Origin of the sequence: Marinobacter antarcticus, from assembly GCF_011049865.1 — a bacterium.
GTDB lineage: Bacteria > Pseudomonadota > Gammaproteobacteria > Pseudomonadales > Oleiphilaceae > Marinobacter > Marinobacter antarcticus_A.
Window position 1 is genome coordinate 1 of sequence record NZ_DRGY01000010.1, and the last position, 22,658, is coordinate 22,658.

The window sequence follows — 22,658 nt, forward strand, 5'->3', positions numbered from 1 at the left end:
AAGGTGCCGTTAGTGCCACCAAAACCAAAAGAGTTAGATAAGGCTACGCGCACTTCGGCGGTGCGACAGGCATTGGGAACAAGGTCAAGATCGCAGCCTTCAGCGGGATTATCGAGGTTGATCGTCGGTGGTAACACACCGTCACGGATGGCCAACACGCAGAAGATGGTCTCAACAGCCCCAGCCGCGCCCAACAGGTGTCCGGTCATGGATTTCGTACTGCTCATAGCCACCTGGTTTGCATGATCACCAAACACCTGCTTCACCGCAGCAATTTCCGCTACATCACCGACCAGTGTTGAGGTTCCATGGGCATTAATGTAATCAATGTCTTCGGGTTTCAGGCCGGCGTCCCGAAGCGCATTGTTCATTGATCGTGCGGCACCCTCCCCGCTCGCAGGCGGCGCTGTTATGTGGTGGGCATCGTCACTCATTCCAAAACCGACCAGTTCACCCTGTATGATTGCGCCACGCGCCAAGGCATGTTCGAGCTCTTCCAGCACCACTACCCCGGCGCCATCACTGAGCACAAATCCGTCTCTGTCTCTATCCCATGGGCGGCTGGCTTTTTCAGGCTCATCGTTGCGGGTCGACAGAGCGCGTGCAGACGAAAACGCGGCAACACCCGTGCGCGTTGTCGCCATTTCAGAACCACCGGCAAGCATTACATCGGCATCGCCGTAGGCAATAGTGCGAGCCGCATACCCTATGTTATGGGTGCCCGTCGTACAGGCCGTAACAATGGCAATGTTGGGCCCGCGATAACCAAACCGAATCGCTGCATTGCCGGAAATCATGTTGATGACTGACGCCGGGACGAAGAACGGTGAAACCTTTCGCGGGCCGGATTTCTCCATCGTCAGCACGTTCTTCTCGATGTATTCCAGCCCACCAATGCCGGATCCAATCGCAATGCCGGCACGATCGCGATCCAGTTCGTCGTATTCATTGAGCCCACTGTTATCTATCGCTTGTTGGGCCGCAATCAGACCATAATGAATAAACGCGTCAAGTTTTCGGGCTTCTTTAGGCGAAAGGTATGGCTCCAGGTCCAGATTTTTAATCGCACCGCCAATGCGGGTGTTGTATTCAGACGCATCAAAGCGATCGATCCTGGCAATTCCGCTACGACCTGCCCGGACACCCTCCCAGGAAGACGCAACATCGTTCCCAAGAGGAGACAACATTCCCATACCCGTTATAACGACCCGTCTTTTGCTCATAGCCCCGCTCACCCGGTTTTATCTCGCGCTGTTACTGAATAAACCCGAAACACGGGTTATTTCAGGCAATAAAAAAGCCGTCCCTCGCTTAATGGCAAGGACGGCCTTTTGCCTAGCTTTCTTGAAAGCAGAGTATCAGGTGTGCGCGACGATGTAGTCGATCGCGTTCTGAACACTGGCAAGCTTCTCGGCTTCCTCATCGGGAATTTCTGTTTCAAACTCCTCTTCCAATGCCATCACCAGCTCAACGGTGTCCAGTGAGTCAGCGCCAAGATCCTCTACAAAAGAAGACGAGTTCTGAACTTCGGACTCTTTAACGCCCAACTGTTCACAAACGATCTTCTTTACGCGCTCTTCAACTGTACTCATAATGTCCTCACTTTGTGTATCGACCAAGCAACTCAAACGCTGCCAGTTTAGTGTAAACCCTGCTTTCGAACAAGCAGGGATCCGGTTAAACATGTTGTGCACCAAGGGGTTGCGCACGAGCTCCGAAACCGGAGCTTATCCCATGTACATTCCGCCGTTTACATGAATGGTTTCTCCAGTCACGTAGCCGGCAATATCCGACGCCAGAAATGCGACCAGAGCCGCCACTTCTTCCGGCTGCCCCAGACGACCCGCAGGTATTATTTCCAGCATAGCTTCACGCTGCCTGTCGTCCAGTTTTTTTGTCATGTCTGTGTCGATAAACCCGGGTGCAACGCAGTTAGCGGTGATACCACGATTCGACATTTCCTTCGCAAGACTCCGGGTAAAACCCTCCACGCCCGCCTTGGCGGCGCAATAGTTCGCTTGACCAGGGTTACCCATGCTGGCCACCACGGAACTGACGTTGATAACGCGACCCCAACGGGCTTTCGCCATGCCACGCAATACGGCTTTGCTGGTACGGTACACGCTTGAGAGATTGGTTTCGAGCACTGATGCCCAATCATCGTCTTTCAGCCGCATCAGAAGATTATCACGGGTTATACCGGCATTATTAACCAGAATAAGAGGCGCACCGGATTTATCCGTTATCGCTTTCAGCCCCACCTCAATACTTTCGGGGTCAGCAACGTTCATGACGATGCCGTAGCCTTTAGCACCTGCGGCGTGAAAGCTGTCCGTAATAGACGCAGCTCCCTCTGTGCTTGTGGCGGTACCCACTACTTCTGCACCCTGCTTTGCAAGCGCAAGAGCAATAGCCTTTCCTATTCCCCGAGTCGCACCGGTTACCAGTGCTGTTTTGCCTTCCAAAGACATTCGCAACTCCCTTTCTTCAAGACGATTCGTTTGCAGCAAGCGCCGTTTTCAACGCTTGAGGATCTTCGATCCCGTGAACGGCAAGCTCTCGATCAATCCGCTTAGCCAAGCCTGCAAGCACTTTTCCCGTTCCGCACTCAATCGCAACGGTAACATCGCTAGCCACCAGATTACGAACCGAGTCGGCCCACAGCACCGGGGAATAAAGCTGCTTGAGAAGATTGGCCTTCAGTGTAGCGGAATCTGTCACCGCTGCGGCGTTAACATTCTGTATAAGAGGTATGACAGCATCATTAAAACGCACCTCGTCCAACGCACGCCCCATCTCCTCAGCGGCGCCTTGCATCAAAGCGCAATGGGAGGGGACACTGACTGGAAGCGCCAACGCTTTGCGCGCACCTTTCGCTTTGCAAGCTTCAATAGCCCTATCAACGGCAGCCGCAAGGCCAGCAATTACCACCTGACCAGGCGCATTGAAATTCACAGCTGCGACAACGTCGCCGTTGGCGGCCTCATCGCAGGCCGCGATAACGTCCGCGTCTTCAAGGCCAAGAATAGCCGCCATTTTCCCTTCACCCGAAGGCACGGCTTCCTGCATCAATTCGCCACGCAGTCGCACCAGCTTCACGGCTTCTACAAAATCGAGACTCTCTGCCGCAACCAGCGCGCTATACTCGCCCAGACTGTGGCCTGCCAGGAACTGCGGCCTGGGACCGCCTGCTGCAAACCACTGGCGCCATAGCGCGATGCTGGCTGTAAGGAGTGCTGGCTGAGTAACCATTGTCTGATTCAACTCTTCCGCCGGGCCTTTCTGACACAAGTGCCAGAGATCATAACCAAGCACGCTAGAGGCTTCAGCAAAGGTTTTATTGATCATGGGCCAAGATTCGGCAGCCACGGAGAGCATGCCAACGGACTGGGAACCCTGACCGGGAAACAAAAAGGCTGTTTTCATAAACGGGATCTTATCGTCATTGGAAGTTTCAAGAGATTAGCCAATAGTACAAGCTGTATGGGTTTCGCGCGAGCGCGCCTCCAAAATGTAAGCGGCTCCCACCCGGGACGCTCGGGACACTTACAGCATGAGATCATCAAGACGCTCATTAATCCTGCGCGGTACTTCCAGCTCAACCTCGCGAACGGCTTGACGAATGGCGGAAAGCATGGCGCGCTCATTGGCATTGCCGTGGCTTTTTATAACCACACCCTGCAGCCCCAAAAGACTGGCACCGTTATGCCGGGAGGGGTCCATCAAACGCAGTAGGCGCGCAATAACAGGGCGCGCAAGAATACCCACGAAGCGCCCGTAAAGTGTGCGGCTGAACGTTTGCTCCATGAGTTCAATAAGCAGCCCCGCCACACCTTCCCCCGTTTTCAGAGCAATATTACCGACGAAACCATCACACACAACCACATCGGCGACGTCACGGAACAGGTCACTGCCCTCTACGTAACCGATGTAATTAATAAAGTCGCACTGGGCGAGCATATGGGAAGCAAGACGCACCTGCTCGTTGCCCTTTATTTCCTCTTCTCCGACATTCAACAGCGCGACGCGCGGCTCACCTTGCCCGCAGATCGCGGATGCCATAAGTGACCCCATCAACGCATACTGGTAAAGATTCTCGGCGCTGGAATCGACATTCGCGCCAAGATCCAAAACATGGCAGCGCCCCCGAAGGGAGGGAATCAGCTTGGCAATTGCCGGGCGCTCAATGCCTGGATACATGCGAATAATCGACCGCCCGAAAGCCATCAGGGCCCCGGTATTTCCCGCACTGACACACCCTTGAGCTTCTCCATCGCGAACCAGGGCCAGGGCAATGGCCATGGACGAATTTTTCTTGTGCCGCAGCGCATGGGAGGGGCGCTCATTCATACGAACAACGTCGGCCGCTTCCACAATGCGGATTCGTGGATGCCCGTTATGCAAAAAAGCCTCAAGCTCGCTCCGGATTCCAACCAGAACAAAACTCAAGGCTTTATTTTCACGCACCGCTTCAAGGGCCGCGGCGACCACCACCGCTGGCCCTCGATCGCCACTCATAGCGTCAACCGCTATGGTGACAGGCTTCGCTTCAATCTCACTGGTGACCGGCTTCACCGATTTTCCATTCGACTGAGGTTCGTGCGGCTATGCAACGAATTTACTCGTCGCTGGCTTCGATTACCTGCTTGCCACGATAGAATCCATCAGGAGACACGTGGTGACGACGATGAACTTCGCCAGTTGTGGAATCCGTGCTCAGAGCAACAGGGCTCAGAGCATCGTGGGCACGGCGCATGCCACGCTTGGAACGGGTCTTGCGATTCTTCTGTACAGCCATGGTTATACTCCTGACCTGTTAACGTAAACTTTGCGTGAATATCGCTACAAGTAACATGTGTTCGTTTGATTGCGCCGGCCTCCGAAAAGATGCCCACGCCCGCATTAATGCTTGGTTTTCTTGAGACCCGCCAGCACGCTGAACGGGTTATCGCCCGACTTTTCTTCCGCTGTAGCTGAAGAATTGCCGGGTTCGTACGCTTCCAGATCTTCTTTCGCAGGACATTCATTCCTGTCGTGAAGCGGGTACGGAGGCAGAACCAACAACAACTCGTCCTCCGCCATCGCCCAGAGATCTGCACTGAAGTCGTCCGTCAGATACGGCTCGAGCTCCCTTGGCAACCGTTGCGCCTGCTCATCACTGGTGACAAGCCCCAACGCGAACCGGGAGACCAGCACAGAATTCATACTTTCCATACAGCGCTGACATTCCAGCCTGACAGAGGCCTCGAGTTCACCAGACACAACCCGGCGGCGCTCTCCATCCATGTAAAAGGACAGATTTACCCGACAAGTAGCGTCGTCGTCGAATCCCAAAACAGCTTTGCGGAAACGAGTGAGCGCACTCAGAGGAATCGCTCCCTCCAGCACGCTGGTATGCTCCGCCAACTTGTAAGGGTCGACTATTTTAGGTAACTCGGTATTAGACGCGTTTGACATAGGCGCGCAATTCTAGGGGCCGAGCGCGCTTCTGTCAAAGACTTCGTTGGGTTTTGAACGGGGGTTCCGGATTCCGTAGGTGTATTCTACGATACGCACACTTAAAAACGACGCACAAATCCCGAAAGGATCGACTCTATGTCCGGAAAACCCCTGTTACTGGCATCTTCATCCCGGTATCGCCACGACCTTCTCAAACGACTTGGACTACCCTTCTCGAGCGCCAGCCCCGACATTGATGAATCCCCTTTTGCGGGAGAGACGCCCCACAACCTCGCCATACGCTTGGCTGAGCTTAAAGCCAGGGCGTTTGCGTCTGAATACCCGGGGCACTGGATTATCGGTTCCGATCAGGTAGCCGCCTTGCCAGATGGCACCCTGCTAAGCAAACCGGGAAATTACTCGAATGCCTTTGCACAACTGGCCCAAAGCAGCGGTCAGAACATTAACTTCCTGACCGGGCTTGCGCTGTTGGACGCCAGCTCAGGAAACCTGCAAACCTGCTGCGAAGAGTTTTCCGTTCATTTCCGGAATCTGTCCGCGGAGGAAATCAATGCCTATCTGCGCAAGGAAGAGCCTTACGACTGTGCCGGTAGCTTCAAGATGGAAGGCTTGGGCATCACGTTGTTCACGGCTCTGCAGGGCAGAGATCCGAACAGCCTGATCGGCCTCCCCCTGATTGCACTGACCAACATGTTAACGGCATGGGGCAGAAACCCGCTCCTCGAGCCTTAGCAAGCTTGCGCTATCGCAACTCCAGACGGGACTCAGTCAACTGCTCAACAACACTTTGACCAAAAGACATCCCTAACTGATCCACAAGATCGCGCAGCGGGCCTTTGTGATGGGTGTAATCAACCATGTCTTCCTGGCCGATGATCTGTCTTGCAACATGGGAAGCACTGCCAAGCCCGTCAATAAGGCCCAACTCCAATGCTTGCTCGCCGCTCCAGACCAAACCGCTAAACAAACGGTCATCGTTCGCGAGGCGATCGCCACGCCCTTCTTTAACGGCGTTTATAAACTGTTGATGAGTGGTCTCCAGCACGTCTTGCCAGAACGCCACCTCCTGGTCTTGCTCCGGTGAGAACGGGTCCAGAAAGCCCTTGTTTTCACCGGCCGTGTAAAGCCTGCGCTCAACACCCAACTTATCCATGATACCGGTAAATCCAAAGCCGCCGGCTACAACACCGATAGATCCCACCAGGCTGGCCCGGTTTGCGTAGATCTCATCCGCTGCAGAAGCAATATAATAAGCGCCGGACGCGCCGACATCCGAGATCACCGCATACACTTTCTTTTCCGGATACTCTGCCCGTAACCGTTTGATCTCGTCATACACATAGCCGGACTGAACCGGGCTTCCTCCCGGGCTATTGATGCGCAGGATGACCGCCACGGAATCCTCTTGCTCAAAAGCTGAGCGCAAAGAACCCACAATGTTATCGGCGCTGGCGAGTTCGTCCGCAGCAATTGGGCCGTTTATTTCAACCAGCGCCGTATGTTTGCCAGTCGTTACACCCATGCTGCCGCTAAACGGCGCCCAGACGATCGCCAGTAACGCGAATAAATAGGTAAACGTAAGCAGCTTGAAAAAAATTCCCCAGCGCCGGCTTTTGCGCTGTTCGGATTGCAGAGACATCACCAGCTTTTCAATCAGTCGCCAGTCGCGACCCGATGTTGGCGGCAAGTCCGGCCGACTGCGCCCTGAACGAGGCGCTGCTTGCGGCTCTGAAGATGCATCATTCCACTCTGAAGTCTTATCGGAATCCCATTCACTCATGCGTCTATCCTGTCAGAAACAAAAACTCGAAGATTAATTACAAACCGAGAACGCCACGAAGATCCGGCACAGAATCAACAATGGCATGAGGTGCGTAGCCGCCAAGCACGTCGCGCTTGTGCACACCCCATTCAACGCCTATCGACGGCATTCCGATGCGCTGGGCCATTTCAAGATCGTAGCGGGTATCGCCGATCATAACCGCCTCTGCAGGCTCGATCCCGTAAAACACCAGAATCTCCTCAAGCATGCGCGGGTCCGGCTTGGATCGGGTTTCGTCGGCACAGCGGGTAATGTCAAAATGCCGCCCCAGCCCACTGGACGTAAGCGCAGACTCAAGGCCTTTGCGGCTTTTCCCCGTTGCCACAGAGCACCCACGCCCAGCGCTTCTCAGGTCGGCGACAACGTCTGCCATACCCTCGAATATATTTTGTGGCGTCGTCACTTTACGGAAAAAATAATCGGCGTAGCCCTCCCGAATACGGGTCATCTCCTGGCGGCTGATTCCGGGGTAAAGCCGCTCCAGCGCCTCAACCATGCCCAGACCAATAATGTCACGATAGGCCTCTCTCTCCAGCGCCGGATGCCCTAACTCGGTAGCCGCCTGATGCAGGCTGTCGGCAATATGGTCTACGGAATCGACGAGCGTTCCGTCCCAATCAAAAATAACAACTTTCACATCCATTAATCCGCTCCTGTTGCCCGCACTTCGAGCCGGTTAAGTACGTGGCTGAACACATCATCATAAGGTGCTTCGAACCGTGCAGCCTCGCCGGTTACGGGCATAGCCAACTCAAGTACCCTGGCGTGCAGCATTAAACGCTGGCCGCCCACCGACCGGAATGCCTTAAGACTGACATCATCCATATATTTGTCATCCCCTGCGATCGGATGACCGGCGTAGACGCTGTGAACGCGAATCTGATGGGTACGCCCGGTGACCGGTGACGCCTCCACCAGACTGTAGCCGGCATAGCGTACCAGACAACGAAAGGCCGTTAGCGAGGCCTTACCGGCCTCATCCACCCTTACTCTTCGCTCGCCATTAGGCATTTCATAGCGTAACAACGGCTCATCAACGCGATTGAGCTTAGCGGGCCAACTCCCGGCCACCAACGCATGGTATTGCTTACGAATGCGCCTCTGTCTGAGTTCATCCTGGAGATAACGCAGCGCTGATCGCTTTTTGGCGACCATCACAAGCCCGGAGGTGTCTCTGTCCAGACGGTGTACAAGCTCAAGAAACCGCGCCTCCGGCCGCGCCGCTCGAAGCACCTCGATCAGGCCAAAACTGAGGCCGCTGCCACCATGCACCGCAATACCAGAGGGCTTATTGACCACCAGCATTTGCTCGTTTTCAAATATGACGGCGGCCTCCACCATGCTCTGAACCCGGCTGCCCGGCGCAGCCTGGGGCGCTTTTTCTTTTCGAACAACCGGAGGAATACGCACCTGATCGCCCGTGGCAACGCGCGTATCAGGCTTCACGCGCCCCTTGTTAATCCGCACTTCGCCTTTCCGAATAATGCGATAGATAATACTTCTGGGCACACCCCGGAGCTGCGCCAGCAAAAAATTGTCCAACCGCTGCCCATGATTGTCTTCGTCAACCGTTACCCACAGAACCTTCGGCTGAACGGACGCCTGCTCGTTACTTGCCGGTTTGGAGCCAGCCCCGTCGCCTGAGCGCGGCGGCGCTTTTTTGGCCTGAGCCTTGACCGGCTTTCCGTTAGCAGGCTTGCGAGACATACGATTCCTCTATGCAGTGGTGAACGATGCAGTGGTTAACGGGCGGTGCGAGCGGGATTGAACGGTGCCCTGAATACTGTTATATTCCGGTGTGATCTGTCGTTTGTCTACGGCCTGGCCAAATCGAGTCAGAAGCCGGAGCGGCAGAAGTATACCGACACTATTCAAGAGTTTGAACGCCGAACGCCCAATCACTATCGGGCAAGGCGCAAGAAACGCTTCCGAAGTGCCAGGTCAGACCCGCTAAAGAAGCGGCGAACTGGCACCGGAAAAACTGAAACCGTGCGGAAAACCGCCGGGCGATATCGCAAAGAATCACTGCCACGCAAGGCCGGGCCGTCCAGCTTACGAATACGACGTGAGACCCAGGCACTTGTGTGAACTTGAAAACGGATTATATGCGCCAACAGACACGAACCCTACACGATACCCTCCTGCCATCAGGCAGGCGGGATGTCAGCGGTGGTCTCAGATCAACAGGATCATACCCCGAGACGGTTTGATTTGTCTGTCCGCCGCTGCGCCCCTAATGTAACGGGGCTCTCGGCACGCTCGTCCTGCTTCGCAGATGCGTCGCCCTCTGGTTTTCTGTCAAAATTAAACGACAGGAAAATCTTCTTTCCATGAAAAGAATGCTTATTAATGCAACTCATCCAGAAGAGTTGCGCGTCGCCCTGGTTGACGGCCAGCGCCTGTTCGATCTCGATATCGAATCCAGCTCCCGCGAGCAGAAAAAAGCTAACATCTACAAAGGGCGCATTACCCGGGTTGAACCTAGCCTGGAAGCCGCCTTCGTTGATTTCGGCGCTGACCGCCACGGCTTTCTTCCTCTGAAAGAAATCTCCAGGGATTACTTCAAAAAATCCTCTGGCCAGTCGGAAGGCAAGGTCAACATCAAGGAAGTGATTGCTGAAGGCCAGGAAGTCATCGTTCAGGTCGACAAAGAAGAGCGCGGCAACAAAGGCGCCGCCCTCACCACGTTTATTTCCCTCGCAGGCCGCTACCTTGTCCTGATGCCCAACAACCCCCATGCCGGTGGCATTTCGCGCCGCATTGAGGGTGAAGAGCGGGCACAATTGAAAGAAGCGATGAATAGCGTACAGGTACCCAAGTCCATGGGTATCATCGTGCGCACCGCCGGCATCGGCCGTACCACTGAAGAGTTGCAGTGGGACCTCGATTACCTGGTGCAATTCTGGGAGGCCATTACCCAGGCAGCCGGCGAGCGCAAAGCTCCCTTCCTCATTCATCAGGAAAGCAACGTTATTATCCGGGCGGTGCGTGACTACCTACGCCAGGATATCGGCGAGGTACTGATCGATTCGGAGAGCGTTTACGAAGATGTTCTGAACTTCGTACGGGCGGTCATGCCCACCTTCGAGAACAAGATCAAGCTGTACAAGGACGAGATCCCACTGTTCAGCCGCTATCAGATTGAGGGCCAAATCGAAACCGCCTTCCAACGGGAAGTAAAACTCCCTTCTGGCGGATCGATCGTTATCGATCCTACCGAAGCATTGGTATCGATCGACATCAACTCATCTCGTGCCACCAAAGGTCACGATATTGAAGAGACTGCTTATCAGACGAACCTGGAAGCAGCGGAAGAGATCGCACGTCAGCTTCGCCTACGCGATATGGGCGGCCTGATTGTCATCGATTTTATCGACATGACTCCCGCCAAGCACCAGCGCGAAGTTGAGCAGAAAATGCGCGAAGCGCTGGAAATTGACCGGGCAAGGGTGCAAGTTGGAAAAATATCCCGGTTCGGTTTGCTTGAGATGTCTCGTCAGCGGCTGCGGCCTTCGCTGGGCGAGACCCGCAGTGAAGTGTGCCCCCGCTGTGAAGGCCAGGGCACCATTCGTGGTATCGAATCCCTTGCCCTGAGCATCATGCGCCTGATTTACGAAGAGTCGTCCAAAGAGAAGACAGGCGAAGTCCGGGCGATTGTGCCGGTTTCAGTGGCCACTTTCCTACTCAACGAAAAGCGCAAACAACTGGCGGATATTGAAGCTCGCCAAGAAGTCAGTGTTGTCGTTGTGCCCGTTCCCCACATGGAAACGCCGCACTTCGAAATTCTGCGCATGCGCGATGATGAATCCACGCCCGAGCACATCTCAAGCCATCAGGTAGCGCAAGAATACAGTGAGCGTGAAGAAGAGGTGCTTGAGGTGCCTGCAGCAGAGAAACCGGCTCGCGAACAGGCTGCCGTTAGGGCTATTCGCCCGGTTGCTGCCCCTGCCTCGACACCTAAAGAAGCACAGAGCACAGATTCAACAGAACAGGACGACAGCATTCTTCGTCGCATTGGCCGCAAGATTTCTTTCTTCTTCAGTGGTGAAGAAGAGCCGCAAACCGAAACCCGCGACAACGCGAACGCCAAATCCGGGGATCAACGCAGCCAGCCAGCACGTCAGGATCGTCGCAAAACCCGCGTTGCGCGCGACGGTCAGAGCTCCGGTAATCAGAGTTCTGGCAACCAGAGCTCCGGCAGCAACAATCGCTCTGGCAATGATCGTCGTCCAGGTAGCGGCCAGCAAAACCGCAACGATGATTCTCGTTCGCGCGGCCGCAACCGCAACGATGACCCGAATCGTTCTAGCCAGAATCGCCAGGCAGCCGACAAGGGCACCGAAAATAAAGTGCCCGAGAGTAAAGGCAACGACAATCGCGGTGACGATAACCGTCGTGATGGTCGCAAAGACAGCCAGAGTCGCGGACAGAGCCGCAACCGGCCTCAGCGTGACGCCAAAAACAACGCGGATCAAAAAGACACGAATCAGCAAGAGGCGCCGCAAAAAGCACCTGCTGCTGAAAAGCCCGGGTCTGACGAAACTCGTCGCAAGCCGCGCCGCCCGCGTAATCGCGACGGATCATCTTCCGAGACGCCTGCGTCTAATCCCGCAGCTCGCAAGAACGCTCGCAACGAGAAACACCAGAAAGATACCCAACCAGAAGGCGATCGTGACGGCGATAATGCCGATGTAAAATCAACTTCGGTAGCAGGCAAAAGCGCGGACCAAGCCGCAGCCAAAACACCGGTAACACAGCAAAGCGAACAGACGTTACCTGAACAGAAAGTAGCTTCTGAAGACAAGCCTGCGCAAAAGCCGGTGGCCGCCGCCGAGAGCAAGGAAGAGAAGGCACCCGTGGCAGCTTCGACACCTGAGCCTGAGACGCAGGCAGTATCGCAGGTTGAAAAGCCTGCAGATCTGGCTTCTGCAGTTTCAAGCGCCGAAGAAAAGGCTCCCGCCGCTAAGCCGAAAGCGGCACCTACCGATGCAACAGCGGCCGCAGACCCGGCAGCAGTCGAGTCTCCGGCGGACACAAGTCCGAAGCCAGCGGCTCAGACCGGTGAAACCACGGTAGCCAGCAAACCCGTAGGCAGCGACGATAAAGAGCTCTCAGCTAGAAAAGGTGAAGAGCTCTCAGCCAAAGAAGGTGAAGAGCCTTCAGCCAAGGAACCTTCAACCGCAGAAACTGAAAAATCGGTGGCCAGCACAGAGACGAACCCATCTAGCGATGAAAACACTGCGCCTCCTGTGAAGAAGCCGAGAGCAACGCCTGCCAGAAGCCGGAGCAAGGCGACTGCGGCGAAAAAACCTGCGGCAGAATCACCAGTAGAATCACCGACAGCGCCTTCCGAAACGGCCCAGAGCGAAAAAGCGCCAGAGCCTGCCGCAAAGCCGGAAATGGAAACGGGCGTTCCAGTAACACCCGGGCGTGCTTACAACGACCCCCGTGAAGTTCGCAAGCGTCAACGATTAGCCGAAGCCGCGAAAAATTCCGGGAGTAATTAAGGCATGCTGAGCAATTCCGACATTGAAGCGCTGGAAGACATATTGTTTGCAGATCCCTGGGGCGACGATGCTTTGGATTTTTTCGGCTTCCATGGGGCTGTTTGCGCCAGCGTTGTCGGACCGGTCAAACCGAGCGTAGAAACGATCTTCCGCCTGGTTACAGGTACCGATGAGACACCTGGCGGCGGAATACCGGAAACCTTCCGCCAGTGCGTCACAAAACTGGCGGGAGCCATGGCTCAGGCACTTGAAATGGGTCAGTCTCTGGAATTGCCAGAGCCTGAGGACGGGGATCCCATGAACGCACTTGAGAATTGGTGCGCGGGATTTGTCGACACGTTTCTGGAACATGAGGACGAGTGGCTGGATGCCGCAAGCGAGGAGGAGGCCGCCGATTTGATGGTGCCTATGCTTACGTTGTCGGGCCTGTTTGACGACGAAGATTTCCAGAACGTTCGCAACAGCGAAAAATTGTCAAGTCAGATGGCAGACGCTATTCCGGACTCATTGACGGACCTTTATCTGCTGTTCCACGCGCCGGATTAAGCCGACGCGTTAAGGCCAGGAACTTGCCTGAACTTATGCCAGACCGGCTCCAGCCCGTCTGGCATTTTCATAATGCGACCTAACTCACACCAGGGTGCGCCGGGAAAGTGAAAGTCACTGCCCTGAGACGCCAACAGTTTCTCTCGCATGCACAGCTCCGTCAGGAAGCCCAGGTCTCCACTGGATTGTCCTGAGGTCGACACTTCGATAGCCTGCCCGCCCGCGCGGCGAAAATCGGCTGTAAGGTCTCGAAGCTTCGTTGCCGTAAGCTTATATTTCCTCGGATGAGCCAACACGGCAATTCCGCCGGCTGAATTAATCCACCGCACGATCTCCGGCAACTCAGGCCAATACGCCTTCACATCACCCGCCTTGCCACTACCCAAGTAACGCTTGAACGCCTGCGCGGCGTTTTTCACGATACCCGCTTCAACCAACACCCTTGCAAAGTGTGGTCGCCCTGGCACGTCGCCACCGGACTCTGCGGTGGCACGTTTCAGCAAATCAGGAATATCAAGCTTACTCAGCCGCTCGGCAATCATACTCGCCCTCGCCCAGCGATTGCGGTTCTGCTGCGCCAGTGCCTCTTGGAAATCCTGGTTGTCGATGTCAAAATCCAGACCCACAATGTGTATTGTGTTGCTACGCCAGACACAGGAGAGCTCGATTCCCGGAATCAACACGATATCGTTGGCTTTTGCTGCGCTGCGCGCCTCTTCGAGACCGTTAATGGTATCGTGATCAGTAAGAGCAAGGTGCGTAACCTTTTTTTCTGCAGCCCGATTGACGAGTTCTGTTGGCGTGAGAGCCCCGTCTGACGCGGTGCTATGGCAATGCAGATCAATGCACAAAACAGGGTCTTGCGGTATAGTCACAAAAATTCCAGAGTGAAGTAAGTGGCACACCAACGTTGGTCAAACAGGGTTGGTGCGAAACAGGGTGGTGTGAAACAGTGTACCAGCCATTCAACTCCATGCATTACTTAACAAGCTCGATCACAGACCCGGAGAACTGCATGTACTACGCCATTATCAGTGAAGATGTCGATAACAGCCTGCCTATGCGCCAGACCGCAAGACCGGCTCACGTCGAGAGACTGCACGAACTGAAAGCACAAGGGCGGCTTCTGGTGGCAGGACCTCACCCGGCTGTTGATACCGCCGACCCCGGCGACGCGGGCTTTTCGGGGAGTCTTGTCATCGCGGAATTCGATTCTCTGGTCGCAGCTCAGGCCTGGGCAGACAGCGACCCCTATGTGGACGCGGGCGTTTACCATAAAGTGATCGTTAAGCCGTTCAAGGTTGTGCTGCCTTAGAATCGCCGGGGTCGCGGGAATCCTTCCATGAGCTTATTGTAATGACAGCTCGCTTGAACAACCGGAAATCTGTGACAAAATTGCGGCTTTGACACAACGTATTTTTTAAACCGAATATCGTGGGAATTTTGCCAGTGACGCTCTTTCGCCTTGCCATCAGTGCGCTTTTTATACTGTCCTCCATCGCTGCGGCTCAGGCCAAAACCGCTTGGGTTGATGATCAACTCTATCTTCCCGTGCGATCTGGCGCCGGTTCTCAATACCGTATCATTGAGAACGCTGTGCCCAGCGGCACCGCACTGGAAGTTATTGAAACATCTGATTCCGGCTATACTCGAGTACGCACCCCAAAAGGCAACGACGGCTGGGTATCCAGCCAGTATCTCAGTGACACACCGATTGCCGCAGACCGGCTGAGAACCGTAAGCCGTCAGCTTGAACAGGCCCAGACTGAACTGTCTACGCTGAAAGGCCAGCTGAGCGAGGTTTCCAGTGAAAGAGATTCACTAAGCAACGCAGAGTCGTCTTTGTCGACCCGCTCGGAGGAGTTGCAGCAAGAGCTCAGGCGCATTAAGAATATTGCGTCGGATTCGATTAATCTGAAGCGTCGGAACGGGGAGTTACTGGAGGAAAGTCAGAAGCTGCGTAATGATCTCGAAGTGCTTACCGCAGAGAACGAGCGACTTGAAGCCAGCAAAGAATCCGATTTCATGCTGGTAGGGGCCGGGCTCGTCTTCGGAGGGGTACTTCTCGCGTTGGTTATACCGATGCTCAAACCCACAAGAAAAGCCGATAACTGGGCCTGAACGTTATGAAGGACTATTCAGAGAAGCGCGATTTTCATCGCATGCAGGTTGAATCGGAAATCGAGATCACCGATAGCAAGGGCAACACGTTTGCGGGTACCTGCAGGGACCTCAGCGCAACGGGTATGCAGCTGTTTGTGCGCAACCCGGTGGCCGTGGGAGAAGAACTGAACACGGTACTGCACCCAGGCAGTGATCAGTTCCCTCCGCTGGAAACGATCTGTGAGGTCATCCGGTGCGAATCGGAGGGTGACGGCTTCTTGTTGGGAACCAACATCAGCAAAGTCACCCGTTAGTCTGCAGTCCTGCCCTCGCACTTGTTAACCAAAGGCGAGGCCCTAAACCAAGGGCCTCTGTGATACAACAATACCGTTATTGTCAGCGTATACGTAGTGCCCCGGCCGGAACGTTACGCCATGGAACGTCACCGGCACATCCAGGTCGCCCAAGCCGCGCTTTTCACTCTTTCGAGGATAGGTCGCAAGCGCCTGGACCCCCAAATCCGTTTTGCCTATCTCGTCGACATCCCTCACGCAGCCATAAATAATCAGCCCCGCCCAACCGTTACTGGCGGCTTTTTCAGCGAGCATATCGCCCAGCAGCGCGTGCCGCATTGAACCGCCGCCGTCGACGACCATCACCCGCCCTTTGCCGGGCAACCCTACTTGCTCCTTGACGACCGAATTATCTTCAAAGCACTTTACGGTGACGATTTCGCCACCGAAGGCTTTTATTCCGCCGTAATTATTGAAGCCAGGTGCCACCACCTCAACTTCCGGATACTCGTCACACAAATCCGGGGTAATAATCGTTGCCACGCTATTTCGCTCCTTTCGTGCAGAACGTTAATCAGTCTATTTTCTCATCCGCCAGGAAGATCCAGGTATCCAGCACCGAATCCGGATTAAGGGATACGGTATCAATACCCTGATCCATCAGCCATTTTGCAAGATCGGGATGGTCAGACGGGCCCTGACCGCAGATACCGATATACTTGCCGGCCTTTTTGCACGCCTGAATCGCGTTGGACAGCAGCACTTTGACAGCGTCGTTTCGCTCATCAAACAGATGCGCAATAATGCCCGAATCCCGGTCCAGGCCAAGTGTCAGCTGGGTCAAATCGTTGGAGCCAATGGAGAACCCGTCAAAGTGCTCAAGAAACTGATCTGCAAGCAGCGCGTTGGCCGGTAGCTCGCACATCATAATCAAACGCAGGCCGTTTTCACCGCGCTTGAGTCCGTTCTCCGCCAGCAGCTTAACCACCTGCTCTGCCTCTCCAACAGTGCGCACAAAAGGCACCATCACTTCGACGTTTGTCAGGCCCATCACATCGCGCACTTTTTTGAGCGCGCGACATTCCAACTCGAAACAATCACGAAACGTTTCCGAGATGTACCTCGACGCACCCCGAAAGCCCAACATCGGGTTTTCCTCATCCGGCTCGTAAAGCGTGCCGCCGATCAGGTTAGCGTACTCATTGGATTTAAAATCAGATAGGCGCACGATGACTTTTTTGGGCGTAAACGCAGCGGCTAGAGTAGAAATACCCTCAACCAGCTTGTCCACGTAAAAATCAACCGGTGAACTGTAACCGGAGATACGCTTCTCTACGGTTTGTTTGATGTCTCTGGGCAAGCCATCAAAGTTCAGAAGCGCTTTCGGGTGCACACCAATCATGCGATTGATAATGAACTCAAGGCGCGCCAAACCAACGCCCTCGTTGGGCAATGACTGGAAATCAAAGGCCCGATCCGGGTTACCCACGTTCATCATGATCTTGAACGGAATGTTGGGCATGGAATCGACGGTGTTTTCACGCAGTTCAAAATCCAGTGCGCCTTCATAGATCAGGCCGGTGTCCCCCTCGGCACAGGAAACCGTCACTTCCTGGCCTTCCTTCAGCAGATCCGTGGCATCACCACAACCGACAACCGCCGGAATACCAAGCTCTCGGGCAATAATGGCGGCATGACAGGTACGGCCACCGCGATCAGTTACAATGGCAGCGGCCCGTTTCATGACGGGCTCCCAGTCTGGATCGGTCATGTCCGTTACCAATACATCGCCGGCCTGCACGCGATCCATTTCCTTGATGCTGGTTATAATCTTGACCGGGCCCGCCCCGATCTTGTGGCCAATGCTGCGACCTTCTACCAGAACCTTGCCGGTTTCGTTCAGCAGATAACGCTCCATAACGTTCGCGGATGCCCGGCTCTTGACCGTTTCGGGGCGTGCCTGAACGATGTAGATGCGGCCGTCGTCACCGTCTTTCGCCCATTCGATATCCATGGGGCGCTGATAATGCTTTTCGATAATCATGGCCTGTTTGGCCAACTCCTCAACCTCTGCGTCGGTAATACAGAAACGGTCGCGCTCCTCCTGGTCCACTTTCACCGTTTCCACAAGCTCGCCTGAGCCGGGCTTTGTGTGGTAAATCATCTTGATCGCTTTGCTACCAAGATTACGGCGAAGTACCGCCGGGCGGCCCGCATCGAGAGTCGACTTGTGAACGTAGAATTCGTCCGGGTTCACCGCTCCCTGAACCACCGTCTCGCCAAGGCCGTAGGAACCGGTGATAAACACAACACCCCTAAAACCGGATTCCGTATCCAGCGTAAACATAACGCCGCTGGAAGCCGTTTCACTGCGCACCATTTTCTGGATGCCAGCAGACAAGGCTACCAGCTTGTGATCAAAGCCATGGTGAACGCGGTAGGAAATGGCGCGATCGTTAAAGAGAGAGGCGAACACCTCTTTCACCGACGTGCGCACCTGCTCAAGCCCGACAACGTTCAGAAAAGTTTCCTGCTGCCCCGCAAAGGACGCATCCGGCAGATCTTCGGCCGTTGCAGACGAGCGCACGGCCACGGCCATTTTGTCGTTGCCGTTGAGTATTGTCTCGTAAGCTTCCTTGAGCGCGATTTCCAGGGCGTCCGGGAACGGCGTATCAATAACCCATTGGCGTATTTTTGCGCCGACACGGGCAAGCTCGTTCACGTCGTTAATATCAAGACTGTCGAGAATGTTGTCGATTTTGTCCTTCAGGCCATCTTTGGCCAAAAACTCACGGTAGGCATGTGCGGTGGTGGCGAAGCCACCTGGAACCGACACCCCTGCGTTGGCCAGATTACTGATCATTTCACCGAGGGAAGCGTTTTTACCGCCTACCCGGTCAACATCGGACATTCCCAGGTGATCAAACCAGATTATGTAATCTTCCAAAGCGTGTCTCCCTCAATTCTGTAAGGCAAAAAATAAACCGGGCCAGCGGTATCAAGCGTAAAAAGCGGACAACAACCACTGCGGAGTCTCGAACTTGGCGTGTATGATACTGTAACCTTCGGATTTTACCTAGGGAGCCGGACTAACACCATGAAACGTACAGCCTTCTTTATTTCCGACGGCACTGGCCTGACCGCTGAAGCGCTCGGTCACAGCCTTCTGGCGCAATTCGAAAAAATAGAGTTCGAGCGAGTTACCGTGCCCTATATTGACGATGTAGACAAAGCCCGGGACATGGTGAAACGCATTAATAATGCAGCCGAAATCGATGGCACCCGGCCGCTAGTGTTCGACACCATTCTGGACGGTGCTATTCGTAACATCATCTCGGACGCACAGGGCTTTATGGTGGATATTTTCGGGACATTCCTGAGCCCTTTGGAGCAAGAGCTGAAATCGTCTTCATCGTATTCGGTGGGCAAGTCCCATGCGATCAGCAACGGAGGGGTATATGAGCGCCGCATTCATGCGGTGAACTTTGCTCTGGACAACGATGACGGTGCCCGCACCCGACATTACGATGAAGCCGACCTGATCCTCGTAGGCGCATCCCGCAGCGGTAAAACCCCCACCTGCCTTTATCTGGCGCTGCAGTACGGCGTTAAAGCCGCCAACTACCCGATTACGGAAGAGGATCTTACCGATCAGCAGATGCCCAAAGCCCTCCGCCCGCACAAGGAAAAGATCTTTGGCCTGACGATTGAGCCCGAAAGACTGGCAACCATCCGCAATGAGCGGCGGCCCAACTCCCGCTATTCGTCCATTCAGCAATGCATGCACGAGATCGAAGAAATTGAACTCATGTACCGGAGGGAACGCATTCCGTTTCTGAACACCACGGCTTATTCGGTCGAAGAAATCGCGACGCGCATCATGGTGGCTACGGGATTGAAGCGGAACCGTTAAACCGACCTGCGCTGACACGCAGGCAGGCTCACATTGGCCTGCCTGCGTTTTTACCTACAGCTCCTGAATGGTCAGGCCAAGCCCTTCAACAAGCTTACGATGCTCCGGGCCCGTCACCACCGCGGTGCTGGCTTTTTCGGGTACCAGCCAGGTAGCGGCGACCCGCTTGAGATCCTCAAGCGTTACCGACAAGATCCGCGCACGGAAACGTCCCCGCTGCTCAGGGCTGCGCCCGAACAACTTGTTGTGGAACGCATGACGGGCCGCACCCGCCGGCGAATGCGGGCGATCAAGCTGACCAATAACGCCAAGAATGGACTCTTCGAGCTCTTGATAGTCATGATCTGTTTCCTGAAGCCACACCAGCGCCTTGTCGAAATCTTCAAGGGTTTCGGCCAGGCGCGGATCCCGGTATGAGAAAAATCGGAAGTTGCCGTTTACGCTGTCCTGGGCCGCCCCGCCGCCGTAGGCACCACCTTTCTCGCGAATAACCCGGTGCAAATAGCCATTACGCAAAAAACCACCGAGCACGGTGAGCGCCGCTGCATCGGGGTGGTCGACCGGCACGGTACTATAAGCGCGGGCGCAGAAGTTGACCTGCGTGGATGTCAGCCAGGCTTCGCGGGTAACATAGCTCACCGGGTCCATCTTCCAGTTTGCGGATTTAATGCCTTCATCACCCTGCCAGCACGTTTTCAGATCGTCGATCAAAGCTGGAAGCTGCTCTTCCTCGCCAATCAACAGGAACTCTCGCGCCTGTTTGCGAATTCTGTTGTGCAACCCGGCCAGGCTCTTACAAAAAGCATCAAGTGCTGCCGGATCCTTCAGGGATTGGTCCAATTCCTTGGTGCCGCGAATGCCGGCCAGGCCACCAAGCCGGAACGCCAACCAAGCTCCCGGGCCCATGCCCTGCGCCGCCGCACCCATGGCTAGCGCGTGCCCACTGCCGGTTACGGCCTGCTCACGGCGGGCTCGGATCTGGGCAATAATTTCCCGTATACGGTCTTTTTCATCAAATCGGGCGTTGGTGTACACGTCTCGAAGCAGTTCTGTCAGCACGGTTCGATTGCGAGCGAGCGCTTTGCCGCTGAAGATCATGTAGCCAGACAGGCTCTGGACGTCGTCAATGCCGCCTTTGGCGGTAAACGAGGCACCAATGCCCCCGGATTCCGCTGAAATTCGATCCTGCATTTGCAGGTAATCGAGATCGCCGCAGCCGACTTCGGATATCAAAGCGCTGTAATACGGCAACAACAACAACTCCTGCTCAGTCAATTCCGGCAGAGGGAGCACAATCTGCTCGTAGACCAGTCCGTTGGTGCCCCGCGCAAAGAGGGTTGCCGAAATATCACCATCAAAGCGAGATTCAGGTTCCGGCATTTGCAGCGGCACGTCGGTGAGATCTACCTTTGGCAGAATGGAATCGTCATCTTTGCGCGTCTGGCGATCTTCTAGCGCTTTGGCGCGATCAACGATCTGCGTCACTTCCTCGTGGGTAAGTTGCGCTTTGCGTTTTGCCAGGGCTTCGCGAATTGCCTGCTGACGGCGCGCATCAAGCTTGTCGTCGGGGCGTAAAGTCAGCGTTACCCGGTGCGGATTATCCAGAAGCTTGCGGCGAATAAGGCCGGGTATGAACTGGGGATCGCGAATTTTTTCGCGCAGTGTGGCCAGAACCGGCTCCAGATCAAGTAGTTCAACCGGATCACCGCCGTGCACCATGGGCGCAATCGCGCTCATGATAAGCTGCAAACCGTAGGGAAAACTGTCTCCGGCAATTTCACGCTGATGCAATTCAAGCTGATGCAGGATAGCTTCCAGACGTTCCTGGCTGACGCCCTCCCGGGCCACGGTTTCAAGCGTATTTTCAATGAGCGCTTCCAGGTCTTTTTGCTTCTCGGGCTCGCTGCCTTCGATACCGCAAACGAAGGTCATTTCCCGGTTGGAATCTTCCAGCCCACACATGGGGGAAGGCGCCTGGCCAATATCGGTGGTTTCCAGCGCACGCATCAATGGCGACGCGCTGTTTTCCAGCAGAACAGCAGACAACAGCTGTCCTTCCAGGTTTTCTTGCAGATCAAAACTTTGGCCCAACAGCCAGCCCACAACAATGTGGGTTTTGTTGGCGGTGTCTTCACCCTCATTGACACCATAACCCTGCTCTACGCGAACCGGCGCATACATGCGTTTTTCATCGCGCACTGGCAGTTCAATATCCAACTTGTCAAAACGTTTGAGCGCAAGTTCCTCAAATCGTTCGTGGTGCTCGTGCGCCGGGATATTACCGTAGGTGGCAAAAATCGCGTTGCTGGGATGGTAATGGTGCCGGTAAAAACGGATGAGGTCATCGTAGCTCAGGTCCACGATGTGATCCGGCTCGCCACCGCTGTTGTAATGGTATGTCGTCGTCGGGAACAGATGGCTACTCAGGTTCTGCCATAGCTGCGAGGTGGCAGAACTCATGGCACCTTTCATTTCGTTGTATACAACGCCCCGGTAAACCAGATCCGTGTCCGGATCGTCCGGCTTGTCAAACTCCAACCGATGACCTTCCTGGGCAAAATCCAGCGGGTCCAGCTTGGAGAAAAACACAGAGTCCAGATATACAGACAAAAGGTTATCAAAATCCTTGCGGTTCATACTCGCGAAGGGATAAGCCGTCCAGTCACTGCTGGTGAACGCATTCATGAACGTGTTCAACGAACGACGAATCATCATGAAAAACGGATCGCGAACAGGGTAGCGCTCACTGCCGCACAGTGCCGTGTGCTCAAGAACATGGGCAACACCAGAAGAATCCATCGGGAAGGTTCTGAGCGCTACAAAAAACACATTCTCGTCGTTATCCGCCGCGAGATGCAGATGGCGGGCACCGGTTTTTTTGTGGCGATACTCTTCAACGTCAAGGTTAAGCGTATCAATCCGGTGACTGCGAAGCTTCTCAAAAGCCGGATGGGTTGCGTTATCGATCACTGCAGCCATTCAAACTATCCTGTCGTTAAACAATTGGAGAATGA

At 54.9% G+C, this 22,658-nt stretch carries 21 protein-coding genes; 7 read left to right on the forward strand and 14 right to left on the reverse strand.

The features are described 5' to 3' along the window. The 7 genes from fabF to ENI00_RS01380 form a co-directional block, all read right to left on the reverse strand. Positions 1 to 1,223 (reverse strand): beta-ketoacyl-ACP synthase II (gene fabF / locus ENI00_RS01350; protein ID WP_304097700.1); only part of this gene is annotated, 1,223 nt, incomplete at its 3' end. A 135-nt stretch (positions 1,224 to 1,358) separates the two neighbouring features. After that, positions 1,359 to 1,592 (reverse strand): acyl carrier protein, encoded by a 234-nt coding sequence (acpP, locus tag ENI00_RS01355; protein WP_304097703.1) that lies wholly within the window; start codon positions 1,590 to 1,592, stop codon positions 1,359 to 1,361. Positions 1,593 to 1,727: 135 nt separating this feature from the next. Next, positions 1,728 to 2,471, reverse strand: coding sequence for a 3-oxoacyl-ACP reductase FabG (gene fabG, locus ENI00_RS01360; protein ID WP_304097706.1), 744 nt, complete (start codon positions 2,469 to 2,471; stop codon positions 1,728 to 1,730). A gap of 16 nt (positions 2,472 to 2,487) precedes the next feature. Then, on the reverse strand, positions 2,488 to 3,426 hold the full coding sequence (fabD, locus tag ENI00_RS01365) for an ACP S-malonyltransferase (RefSeq protein ID WP_304097709.1): 939 nt from the start codon (positions 3,424 to 3,426) through the stop codon (positions 2,488 to 2,490). 120 nt (positions 3,427 to 3,546) lie between these two features. Continuing rightward, the gene (gene plsX, locus ENI00_RS01370) at positions 3,547 to 4,575 is read right to left on the reverse strand and encodes a phosphate acyltransferase PlsX (protein WP_304097712.1); all 1,029 of its coding nucleotides are present in this window, start codon (positions 4,573 to 4,575) and stop codon (positions 3,547 to 3,549) included. 43 nt (positions 4,576 to 4,618) lie between these two features. Next, positions 4,619 to 4,798 carry a 50S ribosomal protein L32 gene (rpmF, locus tag ENI00_RS01375; protein WP_072796902.1) on the reverse strand — a complete coding sequence of 60 codons (180 nt, stop codon included), beginning with the start codon at positions 4,796 to 4,798 and terminating at the stop codon, positions 4,619 to 4,621. 104 nt (positions 4,799 to 4,902) lie between these two features. Further along, positions 4,903 to 5,457, reverse strand: a complete 555-nt coding sequence (locus tag ENI00_RS01380; protein WP_304097718.1) for a YceD family protein — start codon at positions 5,455 to 5,457, stop codon at positions 4,903 to 4,905. A gap of 138 nt (positions 5,458 to 5,595) precedes the next feature. Here ENI00_RS01380 and ENI00_RS01385 point away from each other — a divergent pair, with 138 nt between their 5' ends. Next, positions 5,596 to 6,192 carry a Maf family protein gene (locus ENI00_RS01385; RefSeq protein ID WP_304097721.1) on the forward strand — a complete coding sequence of 199 codons (597 nt, stop codon included), beginning with the start codon at positions 5,596 to 5,598 and terminating at the stop codon, positions 6,190 to 6,192. Between the two features lie 10 nt (positions 6,193 to 6,202). Here the strand turns inward: ENI00_RS01385 and ENI00_RS01390 are convergent, their stop codons facing one another. Genes ENI00_RS01390 through rluC form a run of 3 tightly spaced genes read right to left on the reverse strand, consistent with a single transcriptional unit; the run spans position 6,203 to position 8,989 of the window. Beyond that, the gene (locus ENI00_RS01390) at positions 6,203 to 7,240 is read right to left on the reverse strand and encodes a S49 family peptidase (protein ID WP_304097724.1); all 1,038 of its coding nucleotides are present in this window, start codon (positions 7,238 to 7,240) and stop codon (positions 6,203 to 6,205) included. Between the two features lie 37 nt (positions 7,241 to 7,277). Continuing rightward, complete coding sequence (locus ENI00_RS01395; protein WP_304097727.1) at positions 7,278 to 7,925, reverse strand: HAD family hydrolase; 648 nt, start codon at positions 7,923 to 7,925, stop codon at positions 7,278 to 7,280. Continuing rightward, on the reverse strand, positions 7,925 to 8,989 hold the full coding sequence (gene rluC, locus ENI00_RS01400) for a 23S rRNA pseudouridine(955/2504/2580) synthase RluC (RefSeq protein ID WP_304097729.1): 1,065 nt from the start codon (positions 8,987 to 8,989) through the stop codon (positions 7,925 to 7,927). The genes ENI00_RS01395 and rluC overlap by 1 nt, the downstream gene beginning before the upstream one ends. 623 nt (positions 8,990 to 9,612) lie before the next feature. Between rluC and rne the strand changes: the two genes are divergently transcribed. Then, on the forward strand, positions 9,613 to 12,789 hold the full coding sequence (rne, locus tag ENI00_RS01405; protein ID WP_304097731.1) for a ribonuclease E: 3,177 nt from the start codon (positions 9,613 to 9,615) through the stop codon (positions 12,787 to 12,789). 3 nt (positions 12,790 to 12,792) lie between these two features. Then, positions 12,793 to 13,335, forward strand: coding sequence for a YecA family protein (locus ENI00_RS01410; protein WP_304097734.1), 543 nt, complete (start codon positions 12,793 to 12,795; stop codon positions 13,333 to 13,335). Here ENI00_RS01410 and ENI00_RS01415 read toward each other — a convergent pair. Continuing rightward, positions 13,332 to 14,210: a PHP domain-containing protein gene (locus ENI00_RS01415; RefSeq protein ID WP_304097738.1), complete on the reverse strand. Its 879-nt coding sequence runs from the start codon at positions 14,208 to 14,210 to the stop codon at positions 13,332 to 13,334. The genes ENI00_RS01410 and ENI00_RS01415 overlap by 4 nt on opposite strands. Positions 14,211 to 14,350: 140 nt before the next feature. Between ENI00_RS01415 and ENI00_RS01420 the strand changes: the two genes are divergently transcribed. The 3 genes from ENI00_RS01420 to ENI00_RS01430 all read left to right on the forward strand — a co-directional run bounded on the left by ENI00_RS01420 (position 14,351) and on the right by ENI00_RS01430 (position 15,752). Beyond that, positions 14,351 to 14,650 (forward strand): YciI family protein, encoded by a 300-nt coding sequence (locus ENI00_RS01420; protein WP_304097740.1) that lies wholly within the window; start codon positions 14,351 to 14,353, stop codon positions 14,648 to 14,650. Positions 14,651 to 14,784: 134 nt separating this feature from the next. Beyond that, the gene (locus tag ENI00_RS01425; RefSeq protein ID WP_304097743.1) at positions 14,785 to 15,456 is read left to right on the forward strand and encodes a TIGR04211 family SH3 domain-containing protein; all 672 of its coding nucleotides are present in this window, start codon (positions 14,785 to 14,787) and stop codon (positions 15,454 to 15,456) included. 5 nt (positions 15,457 to 15,461) lie between these two features. Further along, the gene (locus tag ENI00_RS01430; RefSeq protein WP_304097745.1) at positions 15,462 to 15,752 is read left to right on the forward strand and encodes a PilZ domain-containing protein; all 291 of its coding nucleotides are present in this window, start codon (positions 15,462 to 15,464) and stop codon (positions 15,750 to 15,752) included. Positions 15,753 to 15,794: 42 nt separating this feature from the next. Here ENI00_RS01430 and rraA read toward each other — a convergent pair whose 3' ends face one another. Further along, the gene (rraA, locus tag ENI00_RS01435) at positions 15,795 to 16,274 is read right to left on the reverse strand and encodes a ribonuclease E activity regulator RraA (protein ID WP_304097747.1); all 480 of its coding nucleotides are present in this window, start codon (positions 16,272 to 16,274) and stop codon (positions 15,795 to 15,797) included. A 31-nt stretch (positions 16,275 to 16,305) separates the two neighbouring features. Beyond that, a complete protein-coding gene (gene ppsA / locus ENI00_RS01440) occupies positions 16,306 to 18,678 on the reverse strand; it encodes a phosphoenolpyruvate synthase (RefSeq protein WP_304097750.1) in 2,373 nt (790 codons plus the stop codon). A 150-nt stretch (positions 18,679 to 18,828) separates the two neighbouring features. On the opposite strand from ppsA, the gene ppsR reads away from it, so the two are divergent. After that, the gene (ppsR, locus tag ENI00_RS01445; RefSeq protein WP_304097752.1) at positions 18,829 to 19,644 is read left to right on the forward strand and encodes a posphoenolpyruvate synthetase regulatory kinase/phosphorylase PpsR; all 816 of its coding nucleotides are present in this window, start codon (positions 18,829 to 18,831) and stop codon (positions 19,642 to 19,644) included. Between the two features lie 54 nt (positions 19,645 to 19,698). Here ppsR and ENI00_RS01450 read toward each other — a convergent pair whose 3' ends face one another. Next, complete coding sequence (locus tag ENI00_RS01450; RefSeq protein ID WP_304097755.1) at positions 19,699 to 22,623, reverse strand: insulinase family protein; 2,925 nt, start codon at positions 22,621 to 22,623, stop codon at positions 19,699 to 19,701. Positions 22,624 to 22,658: the final 35 nt, after the last annotated feature.